Source organism: Kribbella turkmenica (assembly GCF_004348725.1).
Taxonomy (GTDB): Bacteria; Actinomycetota; Actinomycetes; order Propionibacteriales; family Kribbellaceae; genus Kribbella; species Kribbella turkmenica.
Map to the genome: position 1 here is coordinate 1 of NZ_SMKR01000135.1, position 21,124 is coordinate 21,124.

The window sequence follows — 21,124 nt, forward strand, 5'->3', positions numbered from 1 at the left end:
CCCCCAGCACGTACTCCGCGATCGGCCGATCGAACACCCCGTGCGCATTGGTCACCACCACATCGGAATCACGCAGCTCGTCGAACAGCAGAGTGTCGACCCCAGCCGCCGTCACATGAATCCACTCCAACGACCCGGCCTGGTCCCAGACATCCCGAACCGCGGTCGAAAAGAAATCCCACAACAACAGTCCCCGCGCCCCCCGAACCGCCTCCCGCAATCCCTCCGCATCACAAAACCGAAACTCAACCCCCGGCACGTGCTCCAACGCAGGCGGAATCCGCAACCCGGCGACCTCAGGGACCCGCTCGCAGAGGACCGTGACGATGGGTCGCTCGCTGGTGGGGGGCACGCATCGAGGCTAGGAATCGATCCGTAGGATTGTCAACAATCTCTTGTCGCTGCGGCCAGCGGGACCCCACACTGAGTCGCATGACGCTCCGGCCACCCACTCACCCCCTGCCGGCGCCGACGCTCCCGCTGCTGCAGACGGGCATCGGCGTCGTCGCGCCGTACGACTTCGCGCTGGACCGCGAGCTCTGGCGGTGGGTCCCGGACGACGTCACGCTGCACCTGACGCGGACGCCGTACGCACCCCTCGCGGCGACGCTCGAAATGGCGGTCCACATCTCCGATCCGGAGCTGATCGCCCGCGCGACGACCGAGGTACTGCCGGTCGCGCCGCTCGCCGTCGCGTACGCCTGTACCTCCGGCAGCTTCGTCGGCGGCCTGTCCGGAGAAGCCGCCCTGGTCGACGCGATGGTCGCCGCCGGCGCCCCGACCGCGGTCACGACCAGCGGCGCTCTCCTCCAGGCCCTCCGGCACCTCGGCATCAACCGGGTCGCCACGGTCACGCCGTACACCGACGACCTCACCGCAGGCCTGACCGCGTTCCTCGCCGAAGCCGGAGTGGAGGTGGTCTCGACCGCCGGTCTCGGCCTGATCGCGCAGATCTGGACGGTCCCGTACGAAGTCACCGTCGAACTCGTCCGCAGCATCGACACCAGCACCGCCGAGGCTGTGTTCATCAGCTGCACGAACCTCCCGACGTACGACGTCATCGCCGGCCTCGAGGCCGTGATCGGCAAACCGGTCCTCACCGCCAACCAGGTCACCATGTGGTCAGTCCTCACGCTCACCGGCCACAACGCCGTCGGCCCAGGCCAGCATCTCCTCGACCCCAAGGTCGCCTGAAACGGCAGCCCGCGCTCCTCCCGAACCCTGCGCGACTCGCTCCACGCCGAGCCCGCACGATTCGCCCTCTGCTGACCCCGCGCGACCCAGGGCTACAGCCCAGCGGCGCTCAGCGGTTAAGCTCGGCAGTATTGTCGACAATCTGCAATCGTACTGAACCGAGGTGAGTGCGTGCCCGACTTGTTGGAGCAGGCGGTCGAGCCGGGCGAGTACGCCGGACGGCTTCAGCGAGTCCGCGCCGCCATGGCCGAGCGGAACCTCGGAGCGCTGATTGTCAGCGATCCGTCGAACCTCTTCTACCTCACCGGGTACGACGCCTGGTCGTTCTACACACCGCAGTGCCTGGTGCTCCCCGCCGTCGGCGAAGCACATTTCTTCGCGCGTGCCATGGACGCGGCCGGGGCGGCGTACACGTCCAACCTGCGCGCCGAGCAGATCCACGGCTATCCGGAGGACCTTGTGCACCGCCCCGACGTCCATCCGTACGACTGGATCGCGGCCCACGCACGCGAGCTCGTCCCGGCAGGCGCCGACGTCGGCATCGAGGGCGACGCCCACTTCTTCCCGGTTCGCGCGTACCTTGCGCTCGACAACGGCTTGCCCGGCCACCGACTGGTCGACTCGGGCGAACTGGTCAACTGGATCAGGCTGGTCAAGTCACCGCACGAACTGCGTCAGCTCAGGATTGCCGGCGCGATCGCCGCCCAGGCGATGCGGATAGCCCTCGACCAACTCAGGCCCGGGCGCCGGCAGTGCGATCTGGTCGCCGAGATCATGGCCGCCCAGGCGATCGGTACGCCGGAACACGGCGGCGACTACCCCGCGATCGTACCGATGCTGCCGACCGGCGAGGCAGCCGGTACACCGCACCTCACCTGGACCGACCGTCCGTTCCGGGCCGGCGAGGCGACCACGATCGAACTGGCGGGCGTCTTCGGCCGTTACCACGCGCCGCTCGCCCGCACGGTGATGCTCGGCGATCCACCCCAGCGACTGCGCGAGACCGCGAAAGTCGTGGCGGACGGCATGCAAGCGACGTTGTCGACAATCCGACCAGGCGTCACCGGAAGCGCCGTCCACGCGGCCTTCAACGACGTGATCGCCGCGCACGGGCTGGTGAAGGACTCGCGGATCGGGTACTCGATCGGCATCGGCTACCCGCCCGACTGGGGCGAGCGCACGGTCAGCCTGCGCTCCGGCGAGACCACCGTGCTGTCTGCCGGGATGGCGTTCCACGTGATCCTCGGCCTGTGGATGGACGGCTGGGGATACGAACTGTCCGAACCGGTAGTGGTCACCGGCGACGGCGTGGAGCACCTGACCGACCTGTCCCACGAACTGACGATCCGGAGGTAGCGCAGTGACGCAAGAAGTCCGTGGCAGTGCCGTGACGACTCTCCCGTACGCCGACCGCGTCGGCGGCCTCGTCGGTTCGGTGATCGACTCGAGCACCTCGCTGCTGCACAAGCAGACCCACGACATCGTGCGGTTCGCGATGGGCTCACCGGCCGCCGAGGCGGTCCCGTCGGCCGTCCTGGCCGGCATCGCCGCCGATCAGTTGAGTCGCCCGGACGCGTACGACTACGCGGCCACCGAAGGCGATCCGCCGCTGCACGAGGCACTGCTGGAGACGTTGCGCGGGACGAGCGACGAAACCACCGCCGACCGGCTCACCATCACCGCGGGCGGCATGCAGGGACTCGACCTGTTCTGCAAGCTGTTCGTGAACCCGGGCGATCTGGTCGTCGTCGAGTCGCCGACGTACACGAACGGCAGCGCGACGGCGCTCTCGTACGGCGCCCAACTATTGGAGGTCCCGGTCGACGACGACGGGATGATTGTCGACAATCTCGAGCAGCTCCTCGACGGACGGCGACCGAAGGCGATCTACACGATCCCGACGTTCCAGAATCCGTCCGGGGCGACGCTCTCGCTGGATCGGCGACACCGGCTGCTCGAGGTGGCCCGCTCATGGGGCTCGATGGTGATCGACGACGACCCGTACGGGCTGCTGCGGTTCGCCGGCGATCCCTTGCCGACAATCCGCGAGCTCGCCGCGGGCGATCCGCTGGTATTCGCCGTACGGACGTTCTCGAAGATCGTCGCGCCCGGACTCCGAGTTGGCTGGGTCGATACGGCTGCCGAACTGCAGCCGTTGTTGATCAACGCGAAGCAGGCAATGGACACGTGCACGAATCTGCCTGCGCAGCGGTTGCTCGCCGGGTTCCTGCGGGGCGGACATCTCGAGGATCACCTGGTCACGCAGCGGGCGCAGTACCGGCGTCGCAAGGAGGCGATGCATGCGGCGTTGCAGGAGCACTTCGGTGACATCGCCCGCTGGACGGACCCCGAGGGCGGCTTCTTCCTGTGGGTGACGCTTGAGAACGGGGTCAGCACCGCCGAACTGTTCGAGGTCGCGTTGGCCGAAGGGGTCGCGTTCATCCCGGGTCCGGCGTTCTCTCCCAGCGGTCGCTTCGCCGACGCGCTCCGACTGTGCTTCGCCTCCACTCCCCCCGACCGCATCCACGAAGGCATCACCCGGCTCCGCCGAGCCGTCAACAAACTGACGTGAACCGAACGGCTCGACCGCCCGACCGCTCGAAGGTTCGGCGGTTCGGCGGTTCGGCGGTTCGGCGGTTCGGCGGTTCGACGGCTCGGCGGTTCGACGGTTCGGCGGCTCGACGGCTCGACGGCTCGACGGCTCGACGGCCTGTTAGCTCCTCCGCGGTTCGACGTTTCGGCGGCTCGGCGGCGGGTGGTCAGCTCCTCGGGTCTGCAGAACGAGCGCTGCGTCGAGGTTGAACAGCCTGTCACCGCCGGCTGAGCTGATTGTTGACAATCCGATTTAGGCTTCGTGTTCATGACCCCTGACGAACAGACCGTCCTCGACCGGATCGACGAAGAGCTGCTGGTGCGGGTCACCCGTGAGCTGGTGCAGGCGACCGGGCAGAACCCTCCCGGGGAGGAGGCCGCGACCGTCGCCGCACTCGCGGCCGCGGCACGTGACCTCGGGCTGGACGTGGTCACCAGCCCGGTGGAACCAGGCCGCGACAACATCACCATCACGCTTGCCGGGGGCAACGGTCCGGGCCTGCTCATCCTCGGGCACACGGACGTTGTACCGGTCGGCGACGGCTGGACGACCGATCCGTACGGCGGCACCGTGAAGGATGGCCGCATCTACGGCCGCGGCGCCTCCGACATGAAGGGCGGGCTCGCAGCCGCGCTCGCCGCCCTGGCCACCCTCCGCGGCACCGCGCTCACCGGCCCGGTCGAACTCACCGCAGTAGTGGACGAAGAGGAAACCGGGAAAGGCATCCGGGCGTACGTCGCCGACGCCCACCACACCGCGGCTCCGGCCAACATCCCCGCAACCGAGCCGGGGTCCGACGACTCACAGCCAACCGGGTTCCTGGGGTGCGTCACCGCCGAGCCGACCGACCTGCAGACAATCATCGCCGCACGCGGGGACTCCTATCTCCGGGTCGCGATCCACGGCCGCGCCTGCCACGCCGGGAACCCGGACGACGGTGCCAACGCGATCTACGGCGCCGCCGCGGTCGTCGCCGAGATCGAGCGGTTGCATGCCGAGCTCACAGCGAATCCACACCCGTTGCTCGGGCCGGCAACGTGGAGCGTGGGTCAGATCAACGGCGGTACGGGCGGTTCGATCGTCCCGGCCGATTGTGTGATTGTCGCCGATCGACGACTGCTTCCGGGCGAGTCGCCGGCCGCCGTACTCGATGATCTGCGGTCACGCGTCGCCGCGTTGCGGCTGGAGGACCGCGGGCTGTCGGTCGAGCTCGAGATGCCGATGGAGATGCCGGCGTTCGAAACAGCTGCCGGCACGGACCTCGTACGCGTCGTCGAGTCGGCCCGGTCCGACGCCGGCGGCCCCGATCTCCCGCTCGCGGGGTGGACGGCCGCGTGCGACGGCGGGTACGTCGCCCGGGACCTCGGCGTACCCGTGGTCGTGCTCGGCCCAGGCTCCGTCACCACCCAGGCCCACCGCGCCGACGAATCGATTCCCGTCACCGAACTCGTCACCGCGGCCCGCGCCTACGCCCTGACCGCCCTCCGCCTCCTCACCTGACGCGCCGGGGACGCCGGGTTGTCGATTCACCCGGCACCGGCCGGTCGGCGCGGGCCGACCGGCCGCCGCGGGGCACGGTCTGCGGCCCTCTGAAAGCAGGAGACATCGCCGCGATCATCGAGAGGCGCTCGCGGCGGCGATCAGCGCGGTGTTACTGGCCTCCCGGACCAGGTCACCCAGTTCGGCGCCGCTCCGGGACCGACGCTGGCATCCGCCACTCGGCCGCCCCGGCCACCCCGGTTCGCATCGGCCACCCCGGTTCACATCGGCCACCCCGGTCGCATCGACCACCCGGCCGCCCGGCCGCCCGGCCACTCCGGCGGCGCCCCGCACCACCGGCGGCCGGCACGCCCTCTGCGATGCCGCTGCCTGGTGCTGGCTAACCGCGGCCGGGAAAGAAATCGGCGTTCTGGACGTACTCCATCCGCCGCGTGAACTCCGGGTTGGAGAGTCGCTCCATCATCTCCTGCTCAGTGACCTCTTCGATTCGCGTCTGGATCCAGTACAGGTTGCCGAACGGATCGCGGACCCGCCCGACCTTGTCGCCGAAGAACAGGTGCGTCACCTCGGTCACCGACGTTCCGCCGGCCGCGACCGCCTGTGCGTGGACCGCCTCCGCGTCGTCGACGTACAGCCGCAGGAACGCGGGCGTCGGCGGCCACTCCGGCCGGGCGTCGAACATCATCACGATCGCGTTCCCGAGCCGCATCTCCGCGTGGCCGATCCGCCCGTCCGGACCGACCAGCCGGTCGATCTCCTCGGCGCCGAGCGCCCGGGTCAGCCAGTCCATCAACCCAGCCGTGTCCTGCCCGATGATCCACGGCGTCACGGTCGTATACCCCTCGGGAATCGGCATCCCACGCCTCCTTCGTTCGCTGTCGGCCACCAGCAACGGTAGGAGCGGAACCGGCCAGGTTCTGTCCTCTACTAGGAGCTTTTGAGCGCCTGGGCGAGAAGCTCGGCGAGATGCTGGGCCCGGCGGGCTGTGCCGTGCGCAATCTGGGTGCGGCAACTGAAGCCGTCGGCGAGTACTGCGGTCGCGTCCGGCAACGACCGTACGGCAGGGAGCAGGACGCGCTCGCCGATCGCCTTCGAGACGTCGTAGTGGTCGCGCTCGAAGCCGAAGTTGCCGGCGAGGCCGCAGCAGCCCGAGTCGGGAATGGTCGCGTCGATGCCGGCCGCCGCCATCAGCCTGCGGTCGGCGTCGAAGCCGAGGACGGCGTGCTGGTGACAGTGCGTCTGAACCAGAGCCGCTCCGCCGACCTGCGGCGGTTCCCAGCCCGACTCGATCAGGAACTCCGCGAACGTCTGGGTCGCGGCCGCCGCTTTGTCGGCGAGCGGATTGTCGGCAATCAGATCAGGGGTGTCGTGCCGGAGGGCCGCCGTACAACTCGGTTCGAGCCCGACGATCGGCGTACCGTCGGCGAGGTACGGCGCCAGGACGTCGAGCGAACGGTTGAGAACGCGGCGCGCCTTCGTCAACTGCCCGGTCGAGATCCAGGTCAGCCCGCAGCAGACCCGCTTCGCCGGCACCACTACCTCGAACCCGGCCGCCTCGAGCACCTCAACCGCGGCCCGACCGATCTCCGGCGCCAGGAAGTCCGTGAACGTGTCCGGCCACAACACAACCTTGCCCGCACCTGCCGAACCAGCTGTCGCATCGCGGGCGGACGGCCTGTGCTGGGCACGCTTCGCGAACCAAGCTGTGAACGTCTGCTGCGCAAACCGCGGAACCTCCCGCTCCGCGGCGATCCCACCGAGTCGCTTGGTCACCCCGAGCCCGGCGAAACGGTTCGCCAGGCCTGGCACCGGCGACGCCAGCCGCGCCCAGAGCGGCAGCCAACCCATCGACCAATGCGACATCGGTCGCGCCCACGGACGCCGCGCGTAGTGGTGCTGGGTGAACTCGGCCTTGTACGTCGCCATGTCCACGTTGACCGGACAATCGGACAGGCATCCCTTGCAAGACAGGCAGAGATCGAGCCCGTCGCGCACTTCGGTCGACCGCCAGCCGTCCGTGATCACGTCGCCCTGCAGCATCTCCCACAGCAGATGCGCCCGCCCGCGCGTCGAATGCAGTTCCTCCCGGGTCACCTGGTAACTCGGGCACATCACCCCGCCGGACGTCTGCCGGCACTTGCCGATCCCGACGCACCGCCGCTGCGCCTGGGCGAAGTCGTGCTCGTCATCCGGGTACGTGAAGATTGTCGGCAATCGACGATCCTTCGCCGGGCCGTCGTGCCGGATCGCCAGATCCAGCGGTGGCGGCTCGACGATCATCCCCGGATTCATCACCCCGGCCGGATCCCAGATCTCCTTCAGCTCGGCGAACAGTCCGACGCCGTCGGCGCCGTACATCCGGCTGAGCAGCTCACCTCGCGCCCGCCCGTCGCCATGCTCCCCGGACACCGATCCCCCGAGCCCGACGACCAGCTCCGTGGACTGCTCGACGAAGTCCCGGTACGTCGCGATGCCGCGCGTACTCAGCAGGTCGAAGTCGATCCGCATGTGCATGCAGCCCTCGCCGAAGTGCCCGTACGACGCGCCGGACAAACCGTGGCCCCGCAGCAGCTCGTCGAGCCCGCGGAGGTAGGCGCCGAGCCGCTCGGGCGGTACGGCGGCATCCTCCCAACCGCCCCATGCCTCGGCACCGTCCGCTCGGCGGGTCGCCAGGCCGGCCGCGTCCGTACGGCACCGCCACAACACCGCCTGAGCCTTCGGGTCCGGCACCAGGCTCGCCGTCGCGGGGGAACCGGAGTCGTGCAGTTCGCCGAGCATCGTCTGCGCGGCCCAGGCGGCCTGTACTTCGTCCTCGCCGCCCATCTCCACGAGCAGCCAGGCCCGCCCGTCCGGCAGACCAGCGCGTACGGCGGCGTCCCGCACCTCGGCCGGAAGCCGCTCGACCAGGTCGACGTTGATCGACTCCATCGTCAGCGGACCATGCCGCAGCACGATCGGCACACAATCGGCGGAAGTGATCGAGTCGCCGAACCCGAGCACGCACAACACCTTTGCCTTGGGCAACAGGGTGAGTGCGACCGTCGCCCGTAACGTCGTCGCCAGACCGCCCTCACTGCCCGCCAGCAGGCCCGCCACGTTGTAGCCGTACTCCGGAAGGAGCCGGTGCAACGCGTGCCCGGAGATCTGCCGAGAGAACTGCCCGAACCGCCGTCGGATCGTCAACTCGTTCCGATCCACGAACCCCTGCAACGCCCGATGCAGCTCCCCCTCACGCCCACTTCGCGCCGCGAACTCCGCCCGCGCGGCATGCACCGCGTCCTTCCACTCAGCCCGAGCCGCAGCCCCTTCCCGCACTGCCCCCGCCGCCGACTCGTCTCGGACGACCTGCGCCGCCAACTGTTCCGGCCCAGCGGCTGCCGCGCTTGCTCGCCGGCTCATGGACGCCCCGCCCGGTACCGCGCCCACTCCGGAGTCGACGGTGAGCCGAGTGCCGTCGGCGAGGATCACGTCGAGCGCGCGGAGGTTGTCCGCCGTCGTGCCCCAGGCGACAGAGTGCGCACCGCACGCATTGTTGGCAATCATCCCGCCGAGCGTCGCCCGGCTGGCCGACGACGGATCGGCACCGAACGCCAGCCCGTGCGACCGCGCCGCCGCCAGCAGATCGGTCAGCACCACTCCCGGCTCGACCACCGCGGTCCGAGCCTCGGCATCGATGTCCAGAATCCGGTTCACCTGCCGGGACACGTCGACCACGACCCCGCCGATCGCGTTCCCCGCCATCGACGTCCCACCGCCGCGCATCACCACCGGCGCCCCCGCTGCGGCGATCACCTCGACCGCGGTCGCCAGATCCTCCGCGTCGGCCGGTACCACGACCGCATCCGGCACGACCCGGTAGTTCGACCCGTCCGTCGCGTACATCGCCCGCGCACCCGCGTCGTCCCCCACCGAACCGCGCAGCTCACGCCGCAACTCGCCGACCAGCCGCGCCACGTCGTACGTGGAGGTCCCGGAGTTCGTTGGGGTTAACATTGTCGACAATCTACCTATTTCGGTGCGGGTCAGCCAGGAGGACGAATGGTCACGGTGGGGCTGCTCTATCCCGGTCACAGCGCGGAGGACGACTACCCGGCGCTGGAGGCGCGACTCGACGGGACGATCAGGCTCCCGGTCGTGATCACCTCCGTCGGCGAGGACGCCCACCGGGTGGACGCCCTGCTCGACCTAGGCCGCGCCGAACGGCTCGCCGAAGGCGCGACCGAGCTGGCCGCCGCCGAGCCGGACGCGGTGATGTGGGCCTGCACCTCGGGCAGCTTCGTGTTCGGGCCCGAGGGCGCCCGGAACCAGGCATCCGGCGTCGCCCAGGCGCTCGGCGTACCGGTGTCGTCCACGTCCCTCGCGTTCGTCGACGCCTGCAAGGCCCTCGACGTACGCCGGGTCGCGGTGGCGGCGTCGTACCCGGAAGACGTCGCCCAGCACTTCGTCCGGTTCCTGACCGCCGGCGGCGTCGAGGTGGTCGCGATGGGCAGCCACGGGATCATCACCGCGGCCGAGGTCGGCACGCTCGACCCGGGGCGGGTGATCGCGATGGTCAAGGCCGCGGACCACCCGGACGCCGATGCGATCCTGGTACCGGACACCGCGATGCACACCCTGGAGATTGTCGACGATCTGGAGGCGGCGGTCGGAAAGCCGGTGCTCACCGCCAATCAGGTGACGGTGTGGAAGGGACTGCAGTTGATCGGCCCGGTACCGTCACTGCCAGGCTTGGGCCGATTGTTTTCAGCAAGGGGGACACACGCGTGACCAGTTTCATCGAGCCGTTGGCGCAGGAGTCGACGCCGAGCATCATCGCCGACAAACTGCGCAAGGCCATCAGCCACGGCGAGCTCAAGCCGGGCGCACAGCTCGGCGAGGCGGAGCTCGCCCGGAAGCTCGGCGTCAGCCGCGGACCGCTCCGTGAGGGCATGCAGCGGCTGACCCAGGAGGGGCTGCTGGTCTCGATCCGCAACCGCGGGCTGTTCGTCATCGACATGACGCCGGACGACGTCCGGGACATGTACCTGGCGCGCGAGGCGATCGAGCGGGCCGCCTCCCGGCGGATCATCGACGGTGACCACGAGGCGGCCGGCAAGGAACTGCTCGCGATCGTCGACGAGATGGCCGCCGCCGAGGGCGACCCGGCCGCGGTCGGCGAGCTCGACATCGCCTTCCACGAGCGCCTGGTCAAGCTCGCCAACAGCCCCCGGCTGTCGAGGATGCACCAGACCTACATCACCGAGACTCGCATGTGCATCCACGCCCTCGAGGAGACCTACACCGTCTCCGAGGCCCGGATCGGCGAACACCGCGCCCTGGCCGAAGCCATCGCCGCCGGCGACCACCTTCTCGCCGACGACCTCCTCATGGCCCACATGGACGACGCCATCACGCGCCTGACCACGCGCTGATGCCCGTCAGCCGCACGCGTTCCTGAACGCGCCCCGCCTCAGTACGTCTCGACGGCGGGAGGCATCGACGTCTGGCTGCGGCCCGCCTACGGCATGGCGATGCCGATGTACTTCGTCTCCAGGTACTCGTCGATGCCGAGCGCTCCGCCTTCGCGGCCGAGACCGGATTGCTTGACGCCGCCGAACGGCGCCGCCGGGTTGGAGACGATGCCCTGGTTGAGTCCCACCATGCCGGTCTCGAGCGACTCCGCGACCCGGAGCGCCCGGCGCAGGTCGTTGGTGAACACGTACGCGACCAGGCCCCACTCGGTGTCGTTCGCCGCCGCGACAACCTCCTCCTCGCTGTCGAACGGCGTCAGCGGCGCGACCGGCCCGAAGATCTCCTGATCGGCCATCGCGGCATCGCGCGGCACCCCGGTCAGCACCGTCGGCGGGTAGAAGTACCCGTTGCCGGCAGCAGCCTCTCCCCCGGTGAGCACGGTCGCACCCCGCTCCACCGCGTCGGCGACGAGCGACTGCACCTTCTCCAGGCCGGCCTCGTCGATCAGCGGTCCGACCTTCACCCCCGGCTCGGTCCCGCGCCCGACCGTGAGCGCCGACATCTTCTCCGCCAGCCGCCGCCCGAACTCGTCGATTGTCGACGAATGGACGAACAGACGGTTGGCCGCCGTACACGCCTCGCCCATGTTGCGCATCTTGGCCGCGATCGCGCCGTCGACCGCCTCGTCCAGGTCGGCGTCCTCGAACACGATGAACGGCGCGTTCCCGCCGAGTTCGAGCGACGTCCGCAGTACCTTCTCCGCGCACTGCTCGAGCAGCATCCGGCCGACGCGGGTCGAGCCGGTGAACGAGAGTTTGCGCGCCAGCCCGGAGCGGATCAGCGGCTCCATCACGCCGCCGGCGTCCATCGCGGTGACGCAGTTGACCGCGCCCGCGGGTACGCCGGCCTCCGCCAGGATGTCCATCAGCGCGAGCATCGACAGCGGCGTCTGGTGAGCGGGTTTGATCACGCTCGTGCACCCGGCCGCGATCGCGGGGCCGAGCTTGCGGGTCCCCATCGCCATCGGGAAGTTCCACGGCGTGATCAGCAGGCAGGGACCGACCGGCTGCTTGGCGGTCAGGAAACGGGCGTTCCCGGCCGGCGCGGTCTGGTACCCGCCGTCGATCCGGACCGCCTCGCCCGCGAAATGGCGGAAGAACTCGGCCGCGTACGCGATCTCCCCGCGCGCCTCGGCGAGCGGCTTACCCATCTCCAGGGTCATCAGCAGCGCGAGATCGTCGACCCGCTCGAGCAGCAGCTCGTACGCCTTGGTCAGCAGGTCAGCGCGCTCACGCGGAGACCTCTTCGCAAAGGCGGGTTGAGCGGCGACTGCCGCATCCAGGGCGGCCCGGCCGTCAGCCGGTGACGCGTCCGCCACCGAGCAGAGCCTCTCGCCGGTCGCCGGGTCCAGTACGTCGAACGTGCTGCCGCCGGACGCGTCGACCCACTGACCACCGACATACAGCCGTTTCTCGACAGCGTCGACCACCTTGGACTCGTCGGCGCTGAGCCCTGGATGTGCGTTCATGAGCGGCCTCCATTGACAGTCCAGATGCCTGAGATACGCTGATTGTCGACAATCTACCAGTTGACAAGAAGTTGTTGACCGGACGCGTGAAGGGGAGCCGCCGTGGCCGAGCTGTCGCAGATCCTGAAGCAGGCAACCGGAGTTGTCGCCGCCCGCGGCGAGGGTGTGGTGCTGTTCGACGAGGACGATCGGCGGTACCTCGACTTCACGGCGGGCATCGGGGTCACGTCGACCGGCCACTGCCATCCACGCGTGGTCGCGGCGGCCCAGGAACAGGTCGGCAAGATCATCCACGCGCAGTACACGACGGTGATGCACCGGCCGCTGCTCGACCTGGTCGAACGGCTCGGCGACGTGCTCCCCCGGAACCTCGACCGGATGTTCTTCGCGAACTCCGGCAGTGAAGCCGTCGAGGCCGCGCTCCGGCTCAGCCGGCAGGCGACCGGGCGGCCGAACGTGATCGTGTTCCACGGCGGGTTCCACGGCCGGACGGTGGCGGCGGCCTCGATGACGACGTCGGGGACCAAGTTCCGCTCCGGATTCAGTCCGCTGATGGCCGGCGTTCACGTGTCGCCGTTCCCCGATCCCGGGCACTTCGGCTGGCCGGTCGAGCAGGCGACCGACTTCGCGTTGAGCCAGCTGGACTATGTATTGCAGACATTGAGTACGCCGGCCGACACCGCGGCGTTCGTGGTCGAGCCGGTGCTGGGCGAGGGCGGGTACGTGCCTGCGAACGAGCGGTTCTTCGCCGGGCTCCGGGAACGCGCCGACGAGTACGGGATCCTGCTCGTCGTGGACGAGGTACAGACCGGGTTCGGCCGGACCGGGAAGTTCTGGGGCGGCGACCACTTCGGCTCGCAGCCGGACATCCTGATCACCGCGAAGGGGCTCGCGTCCGGCTTCCCGTTGTCGGGGATCGCGGCGTCGTCCGAGCTGATGGAGAAGGCGTGGCCCGGCTCGCAGGGCGGAACGTACGGCGCCAACGCGGTCGCCTGCGCGGCGGCGCTGGCGACGTTGGACGTGATCCAGGACGAGGGACTCGTGCGGAACTCGGCGGAGCGCGGCGCGCAGCTCAAGCAGGCGCTGCAACTCGTGGCCGACAAGCACGAGCAGATCACCGACGTCCGTGGGCTCGGGTTGATGATCGGCAACGAGTTCCGCGACGCCGACGGGAGACCCGATCCGATCACGGCGGCGGCCGTGCAGCAGGAGGCAGCGAGGAGGGGTCTCCTACTGTTGACATGCGGCGCGTGGAGTCAGGTCGTCCGGTTCATCCCGGCCCTCGTGGTGAGCCCGGACGAGATCGACGAGGCCGCCAACATCTGGTCGGACGCGGTCACCGCGATCACGTCCTGACCCGGCTCCGGAGGAGTCCGGCGGCCAGGCCAGTCCGCTGTCCGGACGAGCGACTGCAGATCATCGGAGTGGTCCGATCGCCGGTCGTCCTTCTGCGTCGCCCTGCTCCGGGCTCAGCGCCGGTTGACACAGGTCAATCGCCGTACGGGCGGGCGTGTTGCTGCCGGGAGGCGGGTTGGCGGCATGGGCACCACGGCGGGCGTTGACTCTCACACTGTGTCAGGTCGTAGACCGGCGGCATGAATGCGACAGCAACGGAGATTGCCGCCCGCATCAGGGCGGGCCAGGTGTCGTCCCGTGAGGTGACCGAGCGCATGCTCGCGCGGATCGCGGCCGACACCGACGTGAACGCTGTGGTCGAAACCCGACCGGAGTTCGCCTTGAAGGCGGCGGCCGATGCCGACGAGGCCGTCACGGCGGGACGCGAGCTCGGCCCGCTGCACGGCGTACCGATGACGGTCAAGGAGTCCTTCAACGTCGCCGGCTTGCATACGACGTGGGGCGAGCCGGCATTCGCGGAGTACGTCGCCGACTGGGACGCGACCGTGGTCGAACGCCTGAGCCGGGCCGGCGCGATCATTGTCGGCAAGAGTAATGTCCACACGATGCTCGGGGACTTCGGGCAGACCACGAACGAGATCTACGGCCGGACGAACAACCCCGCCGACCTCACGCGAACACCGGGCGGCTCGAGCGGAGGCGGTGCGGCCGCGTTGGCTGCTGGTCTCACCTACCTGGAGTACGGATCGGACCTGGTGGGGTCGATCAGACTGCCGGCGGCGTACTGCGGTGTCTACGGGCTGAAGCCCACGAACGGACTGGTGCCGCTGCGCGGTGTCCAACCGCCGGGACCGCCCGCGCCGCCGACCGAGTTGCCGATGTTGTCGACAATCGGACCACTTGCGCGTTCGGCTGCGGACCTGCGCACCGCGTTGGCTGTCACCGGGGGTCCGGCGGCGCCGTACTCGTGGCGGCTCCAGCAGGCGAGGCACGACCGGCTGGCCGACTTCCGGGTCGGCGTCGTGCTCGATCACGCGGACGCGCCGGTGTCGGGTGAGGTCGGTACGGCGCTGTCGGAGACGGTCGATCGCCTCGATCGGAGTGGAGCGAAGGTCGTCGAAGGGTGGCCGCCGGGTGTCGATGCGTCGGAGCAGGCCGACGCGTTCGGGTTCCAGGTCGGGTTGTTCCTCGCGCTCCAAGGCGAAGCCGCCGACTTCGCGGGTCTGGCGGAGGTGGTCGCGCAGGAGCGGCGGCGGATGGCTCAGCGGATGATCTGGCAGCGGTACTTCGAGGAGGTCGACGTCTTCCTCTGCCCAACGAGCTTCACGACCGCTTTCCCCCACGACGATCGGACATTCGACGATCGGACGATCACGACGTCGTACGGCGAGCAACGCTACGACGCGCAGGTTTTCTGGATCGCCCACGCGTCGCTCACCGGACTGCCCGCCCTGAGCATGCCGATCGGCTCGGCCCCCGCCGGCCTCCCGGTAGCCGCCCAGGTCATCGGCCCCTGGCACGAGGACGACACCCCCATCACGTTCGCCGAACTCCTGGCGGCCGAGCTGGAATGAGCCACGCGAGCCGCCGGTGACGTACAGCGGTGATCCGGACGGCTTCGCGGAGGTTCCTGGACGATGTGTTGGAAGACGGCCGAGCAGATACCCGGTACGTCGTGCGCCCGGTCAGCCGACACCCGCACCTGATACTTGCGACCACCGGGCCGGGTGACCGGACGACCGTCGGAGCGGGGACCGCGGCGAGGCGTCTGGGCGGTGATGGGCGCGGCGGCGACCGAGCGCGGTGATGCGGGACGGACCGGGCGCGACGACCAGGCGCGACCGGGCGCGGCGGACCGGGCGCGACAGACCGGGCGCGACGGACCGGGCGCGACGGACCGGGCGCGACGGACCGGGTGCGACGGAGCGTGCTCGGCGGAACGGAGCGCAGCATCGGGTTGGTTGCGGTGCTGGGGGTGGCGTTGGTGGTTGACTCGAGCTGAATGGGAGGTCGGATTGTTTGCAATCGGGGACTTTGCCAGGCATGGGCGAGTGTCGGTGCGGATGTTGCGGCACTACGACGCGATCGGGTTGTTGCGGCCCGCGCACGTGGATCCGGCGACCGGGTACCGGAGCTACGACGCCGGGCAGTTCGCGGAGCTCAATCGGATCGTCGCGCTGAAGGATCTGGGGTTCTCGCTCGAGCAGGTGCGGACGATGGTCGCGGACGAGATCGGCCCGGCGAAGATGCGCGCATTGTTGACAATGCGCCGAGCGGAGCTGGAGTCCACCGTCGCCGAGAGCGTCGCCAAGCTCGCACAGGTCGAGTCCCGTCTGCGCGGCATCGAGGGCGACTCGCCGGCTGTCGACGTGGTGATCAAAGAGCTGCCCGCCGTACGCCTGGTGGGCCTGACCACCACCGCCGAGAGCTTCACCCCCGAGGACATCGGGCCTGTCGTACGTCCGCTGTGCGCGGAGCTCGGCCGGCGGCTCCCTGAGGCCGCGGTGCATCCGGCCGGCCGACTGACCTGTCTGTACGAGCGATCGCCGCGGTCCGAGGACGAAGCCGTCGTACGCGCGACCGTTCCGGCATCGATCGATGCCGAGGGCAACCTCAACGGACTGGAGGTGGTCGACCTACCTGCCGTGCGAGCCGCGACACTGGTGCATCGCGGTCCGATCGACCAGGTGCTCCCCGCGTGGCAGGCGCTGGCCCGTTGGATCGACGACAACGACTATCGGTCCGGGGAACCTGCTCGCGAGCTCTACCTCGACTGCCCGGAGGACCCGGCCCAGTGGGTGACCGAACTGCAGGAGCCCATCGCCTGACCACGATGGGCTCCTGTTCGGCTCAGGCCTTGGTTGGCTCCAGGGCCACTGGCGGCAGGGCCTCGTCCGTGCCCGGTATCGCGGTGCCGTTGAGCGGGCAGCGCGTGGTCTCGGGGACCTTGACGAGGGCGATCGCGCCGATGACGCAGGCGGCCATCATGTAGTACGCCGGCATCAGTGCGTTGCCCGTCTCGGCGGTGAGCCAATCGTTCACCGCGGGCGCCGTACCGCCGAACAACGACGTCGACACGTTGTAGGCAATGGCGAAACCGGCGTATCTGACGTGGGTCGGGAACATCGCCGGGAACGTCGCGGAGATCGTCGCCAGTTGCGGCACGTAGAGCAGGCCGAGGACGGCGAAGCCGACGATCGCCCCGGCCATGTTCGTCCCCATCAGCAGGAACATCGGCGCGCCGAACACGAACAGCCCGGCCAGCGAGAACCACCACAGCGGCTTACGGCCGACGCGGTCGGAGATCCGACCCGCGAACGGCAGGAACAGCATCATTGTCAACATTCCGATGATCGGCACGATCAGCGACTGGTCCGAGCTGAGACCGATCTCGCTCTCCAGGTACGTCGGCATGTACGTGAGCAGCGTGTAGTTGACGACGTTCAACGCGACGACCAGGCCGCCGAGCTGCAGGATCGGCTTCCAGTAGCCGGCCAGCAGGTCTTTGAACTGGGTGGCCGTCTCCTCTTCCTTCTGCCCCTTCTCCTCGAGCTCACGGAACACGGGCGTGTCCTCGAGCCGGGACCGCAGGTAGACGCCGACCAGACCGAGCGGCGCGGCGACCAGGAACGGCAGCCGCCAGCCCCACGAGTGCATCGCGTCGTCGCCGAGCATCAGCGAGAAGCCGAGCATCAGCAGCGCACCGAGCGAGAACCCGGCCAGCGTTCCGAACTCCAGGAAGCTGCCCAGGAACCCGCGGCGCCGGCTCGGGGCGTACTCCGCCATGAACGTCGCGGCACCGCCGTACTCGCCGCCGGTCGAGAAGCCCTGGATCATCCGGAGCAGCACCAGCAGGATCGGCGCCCACAGTCCGATCGCGTCGTACGTCGGAACCAGGCCGACGCACAGGGTCGCGCCGGACATCAGCAGGATGGTGATCGCGAGAACGTGCTTGCGACCGAGTCGGTCGCCGAGCGGACCCCAGATCAGCCCGCCGAGCGGCCGGACCAGGAACGACACGGCGAAGGTCATCAGCGCGAGCAGGGTCGCACTCTCGGTGTCTCCCGGGAAGATCGCGGCCGAGATGTAGGTCACCCCGTACGCGTAGATGCCGTAGTCGAACCACTCGGTCGCGTTGCCGATGGCCGAGGCGGCGATCGCCTTCTTCAGCACTCCTGTTGGCGGTTCCTTCTCGACCGACGGCTTCCTGTCGACCGGCGGCTGGCTCTCGGCGTCCACGGGGTCCTCCTGTCGTCACACGATCTGTCCCGGGTGCCCACTACAGGCTTCGGGCACGCGCGTCTACGCGCTCGCGAACGTGCCCGCCTCACATTCAAGGCGAACCTGACTGGCAAGTCGTAGTTTTGTTGACAATCCGAAGATTAACCATGTGCGTTAGTGAACAGCAAGAACCAACCCCCGGTGAGCCCACCACCGGCCGACGCGGAGCCTCACGCTGCAAACTGTCGCGAGGCTCTGGCCGACTGCAGCGGTTCCCGCTGCGAGCGGTCGCGAGGCTCTCGCCGAGTGCAGTTGGTCCCGCTGCGCTGCCGCGAGGCTCTGGCCGACCGCAGCGGTTCCCCACTGCGGGCTGTCGCGAGGCTCTCCCCCGCCGCAGTGGTTCGGGGCAACGGAGTCCCAGGCGGGCTGCGAATAATCCCCGGGGCGGTTCGCCCTGGCTGCGGAGCTTGCACGCGGCCGCGTACGGCGGTGGCAGCGGGGCCCGGGTCGGTGTGGTGAGAGTTAGCGCGCGGGCGGTTAGACGGAACACTCGGGCCGCTACGGGGTATACGAAAGCCCCGCTCTCTGGGTGGGGAGCGGGGCTTGCGGATGGATCAGTTGAACGAGTCGCCGCAGGCGCAGGAGCCGGTGGCGTTCGGGTTGTCGATCGTGAAGCCCTGCTTCTCGATGGTGTCGACGAAGTCGATCGAGGCGCCCTTCAGGTAGGGCGCGCTCATCCGGTCGGTCACGACGTTGACGCCGTTGAAGCCGGCCACCACGTCACCGTCGAGCTGACGCTCGTCGAAGAACAGCTGGTACCGCAGCCCGGAGCAACCGCCCGGCTGCACGGCGACTCGCAGGGCGAGGTCGTCGCGGCCTTCCTGCTCGAGCAGCGCCTTCACCTTGGCGGCGGCCCCATCGGTGAGGATCACACCCGTGGCGACGGCCTGCTCGGTCTGCGCTTCAGTCATTCCTGACTCCAGTCATCTCGTGAGCGCCCGACTGCTGAGTGGGCAGGCAGCCGCGCGCGGAAAGTCCGCTGTCATTCCGAGCCAACAACCGCTGATCCGGAACCATTCCCATGGTCGCACACCAATTTCGCGGATCAACTACCTGCCTCGCCGAGCGGACACCGGCCTGGGGTCGGCGGAACCTAGCCGGCAAGGCGGCCGCCCCGGATCTCTGCCGGACGCGTTCCGCCGTACGGAACGCCATCAGCGCGCCCAAGTCCGGGCGACACGCTCCGCGACCGCGGCGAGCGAGCCGTGCGGGTCGGCGAACGCCTGCGTCTCCCCCACCGCGTCGACCAGCGAGTACGCCGACTCGACACCCATCGTGCGCATCTCGCGGGAACCGATCAGGACCTTGCCGGCCAGTACCACGCACGGGCGCATCGCGTCGTTCGCCACCTTGGCGACCCCGGCGATCACCTTGCCGTCGCGGGACTGGAAGTCGAAGGCGCCCTCACCGCTGAGTACCAGGTCGACCCGCGACGCCTTCTCCTTGAGGCCGGTCAGGTCGGCGACCAGGTCGATGCCGGACACGCGTTCGGCACCGAGCAGCAACAGGGCGTAACCGAGGCCGCCCGCTGCGCCCGCGCCCTTCTTGTCCGCGGTCTTGCGGTCCGCGAGCTCGGCGAAATGCGTCAGCCACCCGTCCACCACGGGTTTCCGATTGTCGACAATCCCCTTCTGGGCGCCGAACACGCTGGTCGCGCCGCGCAGACCGAGCATCGGGTTCTCCACATCGCTCGCCGCGACGGACTCGATCCCGGCCATCCGGGTGCGCGCCGGCTCCAGGTCGACCTCGGTCAGCGACGCGAGCCCGGCTGCGCCGGCGTCGAGGCTGCCGCCGACGGCAGTCGCTCCCAGCGCGGCGAGCAGTCCGGCCCCGGCGTCGTTCGTGCCGGATCCACCCAGCCCGAGAACGATCCGCTTCGCTCCGGCGTCGACCGCAGCCGCGATCAGCTGACCGACGCCGTACGTGGTCGCATCTTCCGGCCGACGCTGCTTCGGCTCAACCAGGTGCAGGCCGCAGGCCTGTGCGGTCTCGACGTACGCCGTCTCGCCCGCGAGCAGCACGGTGGCCGGGGTCTCCTCGCCGAGCGGTCCGCGGACGGTCACCGAGAGGAGGGTGCCGTCCACGACGGCGGACAGTACGTCGATGAACCCGGGGCCGCCGTCCGCCATCGGCGCGACCAGCACCTCAGCGTCGGGATCCCGCCGCCGCCACCCTTCTTCGATGGCTGCCGCGGCCTCCACCGCCGTCAACGTCCCAGCGAACTTGTCCGGCGCAATCAGCACTCGCATGCCGACATCCTCTCCCACCTCGCTCTGTGCACGCCGCCGGGCAGCCAGGTCGCGGACACTCCGAGCGGTCTAGTCCGTTGACGCGTCACCACGAAGCACCGTTGGATCGTCGGCATGAAGACAATCCTCTTCGCCTACCGCGTCACCGACCTCGACCGGTCACTCGCCTTCTACCGGACCGTCGGCTACACCGAACTCGGCACCGTGCCCATCGGCGACGGCTCCAGCCTGGTGTGGCTGAAGCTCGCCGACGAGCAGTCGGTGTCGCTGGAGCTGGTGCACCGGCCTGCTGACGGGAAGGTCGAGATCAGTGGCTTCGAGCACCTCGCGATCGAGGTGGACTCACTGAGCGACACCATCGAGCGGCTCACCCAGGCTGGGCTCGAACCGGGCGCCGAGGAGCATCCCGCTGGCCCTGACGGTCCGAAGATTTCCTGGTTGATCGATCCCGACGGCTACCGCATCGAGCTCGTCGAGTGGCCGGCCGGCGGTGCGCCGCAGTTCGAGGAGGCGTGAGCCGGCGAGTACCGAACCGGCTCGCACGGTCAGGTCGTAGCGTGGTCCGGGTCGGCGGCGCAGGAGACAAGATCGAGCAAGAGCGCTATCGCGGTCTCGGCGAGTGCCCTGAGGTCGGACGGCACCGCAGTCGCATCGAACCCGGGCATGACGCGGTCGTCGGCGGCGGCGACTCGCAGGTGCTCGGACGGCACCGCACTCCTATCGAACCCGGGCATGACACGGTCGTCGGCGGCGGCGACTCGCAGGTGCTCGGACGGCACCGCACTCCTATCGAACCCGGGCATGACACGGTCGTCGGCGGCGGCGACTCGCAGGTGCTCGGACGGCACCGCACTCCTATCGAACCCGGGCATGACACGGTCGTCAGCGGCGGCGACTCGCAGGTGCTCGGACAACACGGTGGGCTGGTGAGGCATGGGGGTGGATCGGGCGTAGTCGGATGCGACTCGGGGG

Annotated in this window: 17 protein-coding genes and 1 pseudogene; 10 read left to right on the plus strand and 8 right to left on the minus strand. The window is 69.4% G+C overall.

Going from position 1 to position 21,124, the window contains the following annotated elements:
- A pseudogene (locus tag E1218_RS26170) lies at window positions 1-352 on the minus strand (D-2-hydroxyacid dehydrogenase); the annotation flags it as partial.
- 80 nt (window positions 353-432) lie between these two features.
- Here E1218_RS26170 and E1218_RS26175 point away from each other — a divergent pair.
- The 4 genes from E1218_RS26175 (at window position 433) to E1218_RS26195 (ending at window position 5,287) form a co-directional block, all read left to right on the plus strand.
- Window positions 433-1,194: a maleate cis-trans isomerase family protein gene (locus E1218_RS26175; RefSeq protein ID WP_202866198.1), complete on the plus strand. Its 762-nt coding sequence runs from the start codon at window positions 433-435 to the stop codon at window positions 1,192-1,194.
- Between the two features lie 171 nt (window positions 1,195-1,365).
- Complete coding sequence (locus E1218_RS26180; RefSeq protein ID WP_132324675.1) at window positions 1,366-2,550, plus strand: M24 family metallopeptidase; 1,185 nt, start codon at window positions 1,366-1,368, stop codon at window positions 2,548-2,550.
- Window positions 2,551-2,554: 4 nt separating this feature from the next.
- Window positions 2,555-3,766 (plus strand): aminotransferase-like domain-containing protein, encoded by a 1,212-nt coding sequence (locus tag E1218_RS26185; RefSeq protein ID WP_165949435.1) that lies wholly within the window; start codon window positions 2,555-2,557, stop codon window positions 3,764-3,766.
- Between the two features lie 288 nt (window positions 3,767-4,054).
- Window positions 4,055-5,287: a M20 family metallopeptidase gene (locus E1218_RS26195; RefSeq protein ID WP_202866199.1), complete on the plus strand. Its 1,233-nt coding sequence runs from the start codon at window positions 4,055-4,057 to the stop codon at window positions 5,285-5,287.
- Window positions 5,288-5,666: 379 nt separating this feature from the next.
- On the opposite strand, the gene E1218_RS26200 is transcribed toward E1218_RS26195, so the two are convergent.
- Together E1218_RS26200 and E1218_RS26205 are read right to left on the minus strand one after the other, a co-directional pair.
- Window positions 5,667-6,143: a VOC family protein gene (locus E1218_RS26200; RefSeq protein ID WP_132324681.1), complete on the minus strand. Its 477-nt coding sequence runs from the start codon at window positions 6,141-6,143 to the stop codon at window positions 5,667-5,669.
- Window positions 6,144-6,214: 71 nt separating this feature from the next.
- On the minus strand, window positions 6,215-9,280 hold the full coding sequence (locus E1218_RS26205) for an FAD-binding and (Fe-S)-binding domain-containing protein (protein WP_132324683.1): 3,066 nt from the start codon (window positions 9,278-9,280) through the stop codon (window positions 6,215-6,217).
- A 45-nt stretch (window positions 9,281-9,325) separates the two neighbouring features.
- On the opposite strand from E1218_RS26205, the gene E1218_RS26210 reads away from it, so the two are divergent.
- Window positions 9,326-10,054 (plus strand): maleate cis-trans isomerase family protein, encoded by a 729-nt coding sequence (locus E1218_RS26210; protein ID WP_132324685.1) that lies wholly within the window; start codon window positions 9,326-9,328, stop codon window positions 10,052-10,054.
- Complete coding sequence (locus tag E1218_RS26215) at window positions 10,051-10,698, plus strand: GntR family transcriptional regulator (RefSeq protein ID WP_132324687.1); 648 nt, start codon at window positions 10,051-10,053, stop codon at window positions 10,696-10,698. Before E1218_RS26210 ends, E1218_RS26215 begins: the two co-directional genes overlap by 4 nt.
- An 86-nt stretch (window positions 10,699-10,784) precedes the next feature.
- On the opposite strand, the gene E1218_RS26220 is transcribed toward E1218_RS26215, so the two are convergent.
- A complete protein-coding gene (locus E1218_RS26220) occupies window positions 10,785-12,266 on the minus strand; it encodes an NAD-dependent succinate-semialdehyde dehydrogenase (protein ID WP_132324689.1) in 1,482 nt (493 codons plus the stop codon).
- A 102-nt stretch (window positions 12,267-12,368) separates the two neighbouring features.
- Here E1218_RS26220 and E1218_RS26225 point away from each other — a divergent pair, with 102 nt between their 5' ends.
- The 3 genes from E1218_RS26225 to E1218_RS26235 all read left to right on the plus strand — a co-directional run bounded on the left by E1218_RS26225 (window position 12,369) and on the right by E1218_RS26235 (window position 16,450).
- Window positions 12,369-13,622: an aspartate aminotransferase family protein gene (locus E1218_RS26225; RefSeq protein ID WP_132324691.1), complete on the plus strand. Its 1,254-nt coding sequence runs from the start codon at window positions 12,369-12,371 to the stop codon at window positions 13,620-13,622.
- Between the two features lie 239 nt (window positions 13,623-13,861).
- A complete protein-coding gene (locus E1218_RS26230; protein ID WP_132324693.1) occupies window positions 13,862-15,196 on the plus strand; it encodes an amidase family protein in 1,335 nt (444 codons plus the stop codon).
- Between the two features lie 204 nt (window positions 15,197-15,400).
- Window positions 15,401-16,450 carry a MerR family transcriptional regulator gene (locus E1218_RS26235; protein WP_267900324.1) on the plus strand — a complete coding sequence of 350 codons (1,050 nt, stop codon included), beginning with the start codon at window positions 15,401-15,403 and terminating at the stop codon, window positions 16,448-16,450.
- 22 nt (window positions 16,451-16,472) lie between these two features.
- On the opposite strand, the gene E1218_RS26240 is transcribed toward E1218_RS26235, so the two are convergent.
- From E1218_RS26240 to E1218_RS26250, 3 genes are all read right to left on the minus strand, one after another.
- Window positions 16,473-17,861, minus strand: coding sequence for an MFS transporter (locus E1218_RS26240; RefSeq protein WP_132324697.1), 1,389 nt, complete (start codon window positions 17,859-17,861; stop codon window positions 16,473-16,475).
- Between the two features lie 596 nt (window positions 17,862-18,457).
- Complete coding sequence (locus E1218_RS26245; protein ID WP_132324699.1) at window positions 18,458-18,814, minus strand: HesB/IscA family protein; 357 nt, start codon at window positions 18,812-18,814, stop codon at window positions 18,458-18,460.
- A 243-nt stretch (window positions 18,815-19,057) separates the two neighbouring features.
- On the minus strand, window positions 19,058-20,152 hold the full coding sequence (locus E1218_RS26250; RefSeq protein ID WP_132324701.1) for a glycerate kinase family protein: 1,095 nt from the start codon (window positions 20,150-20,152) through the stop codon (window positions 19,058-19,060).
- A gap of 114 nt (window positions 20,153-20,266) precedes the next feature.
- On the opposite strand from E1218_RS26250, the gene E1218_RS26255 reads away from it, so the two are divergent.
- Window positions 20,267-20,668 (plus strand): VOC family protein, encoded by a 402-nt coding sequence (locus tag E1218_RS26255; protein WP_132324703.1) that lies wholly within the window; start codon window positions 20,267-20,269, stop codon window positions 20,666-20,668.
- Window positions 20,669-20,697: 29 nt separating this feature from the next.
- Here E1218_RS26255 and E1218_RS26260 read toward each other — a convergent pair.
- Window positions 20,698-21,124 (minus strand): hypothetical protein (locus E1218_RS26260; RefSeq protein WP_233712474.1); only part of this gene is annotated, 427 nt, incomplete at its 5' end.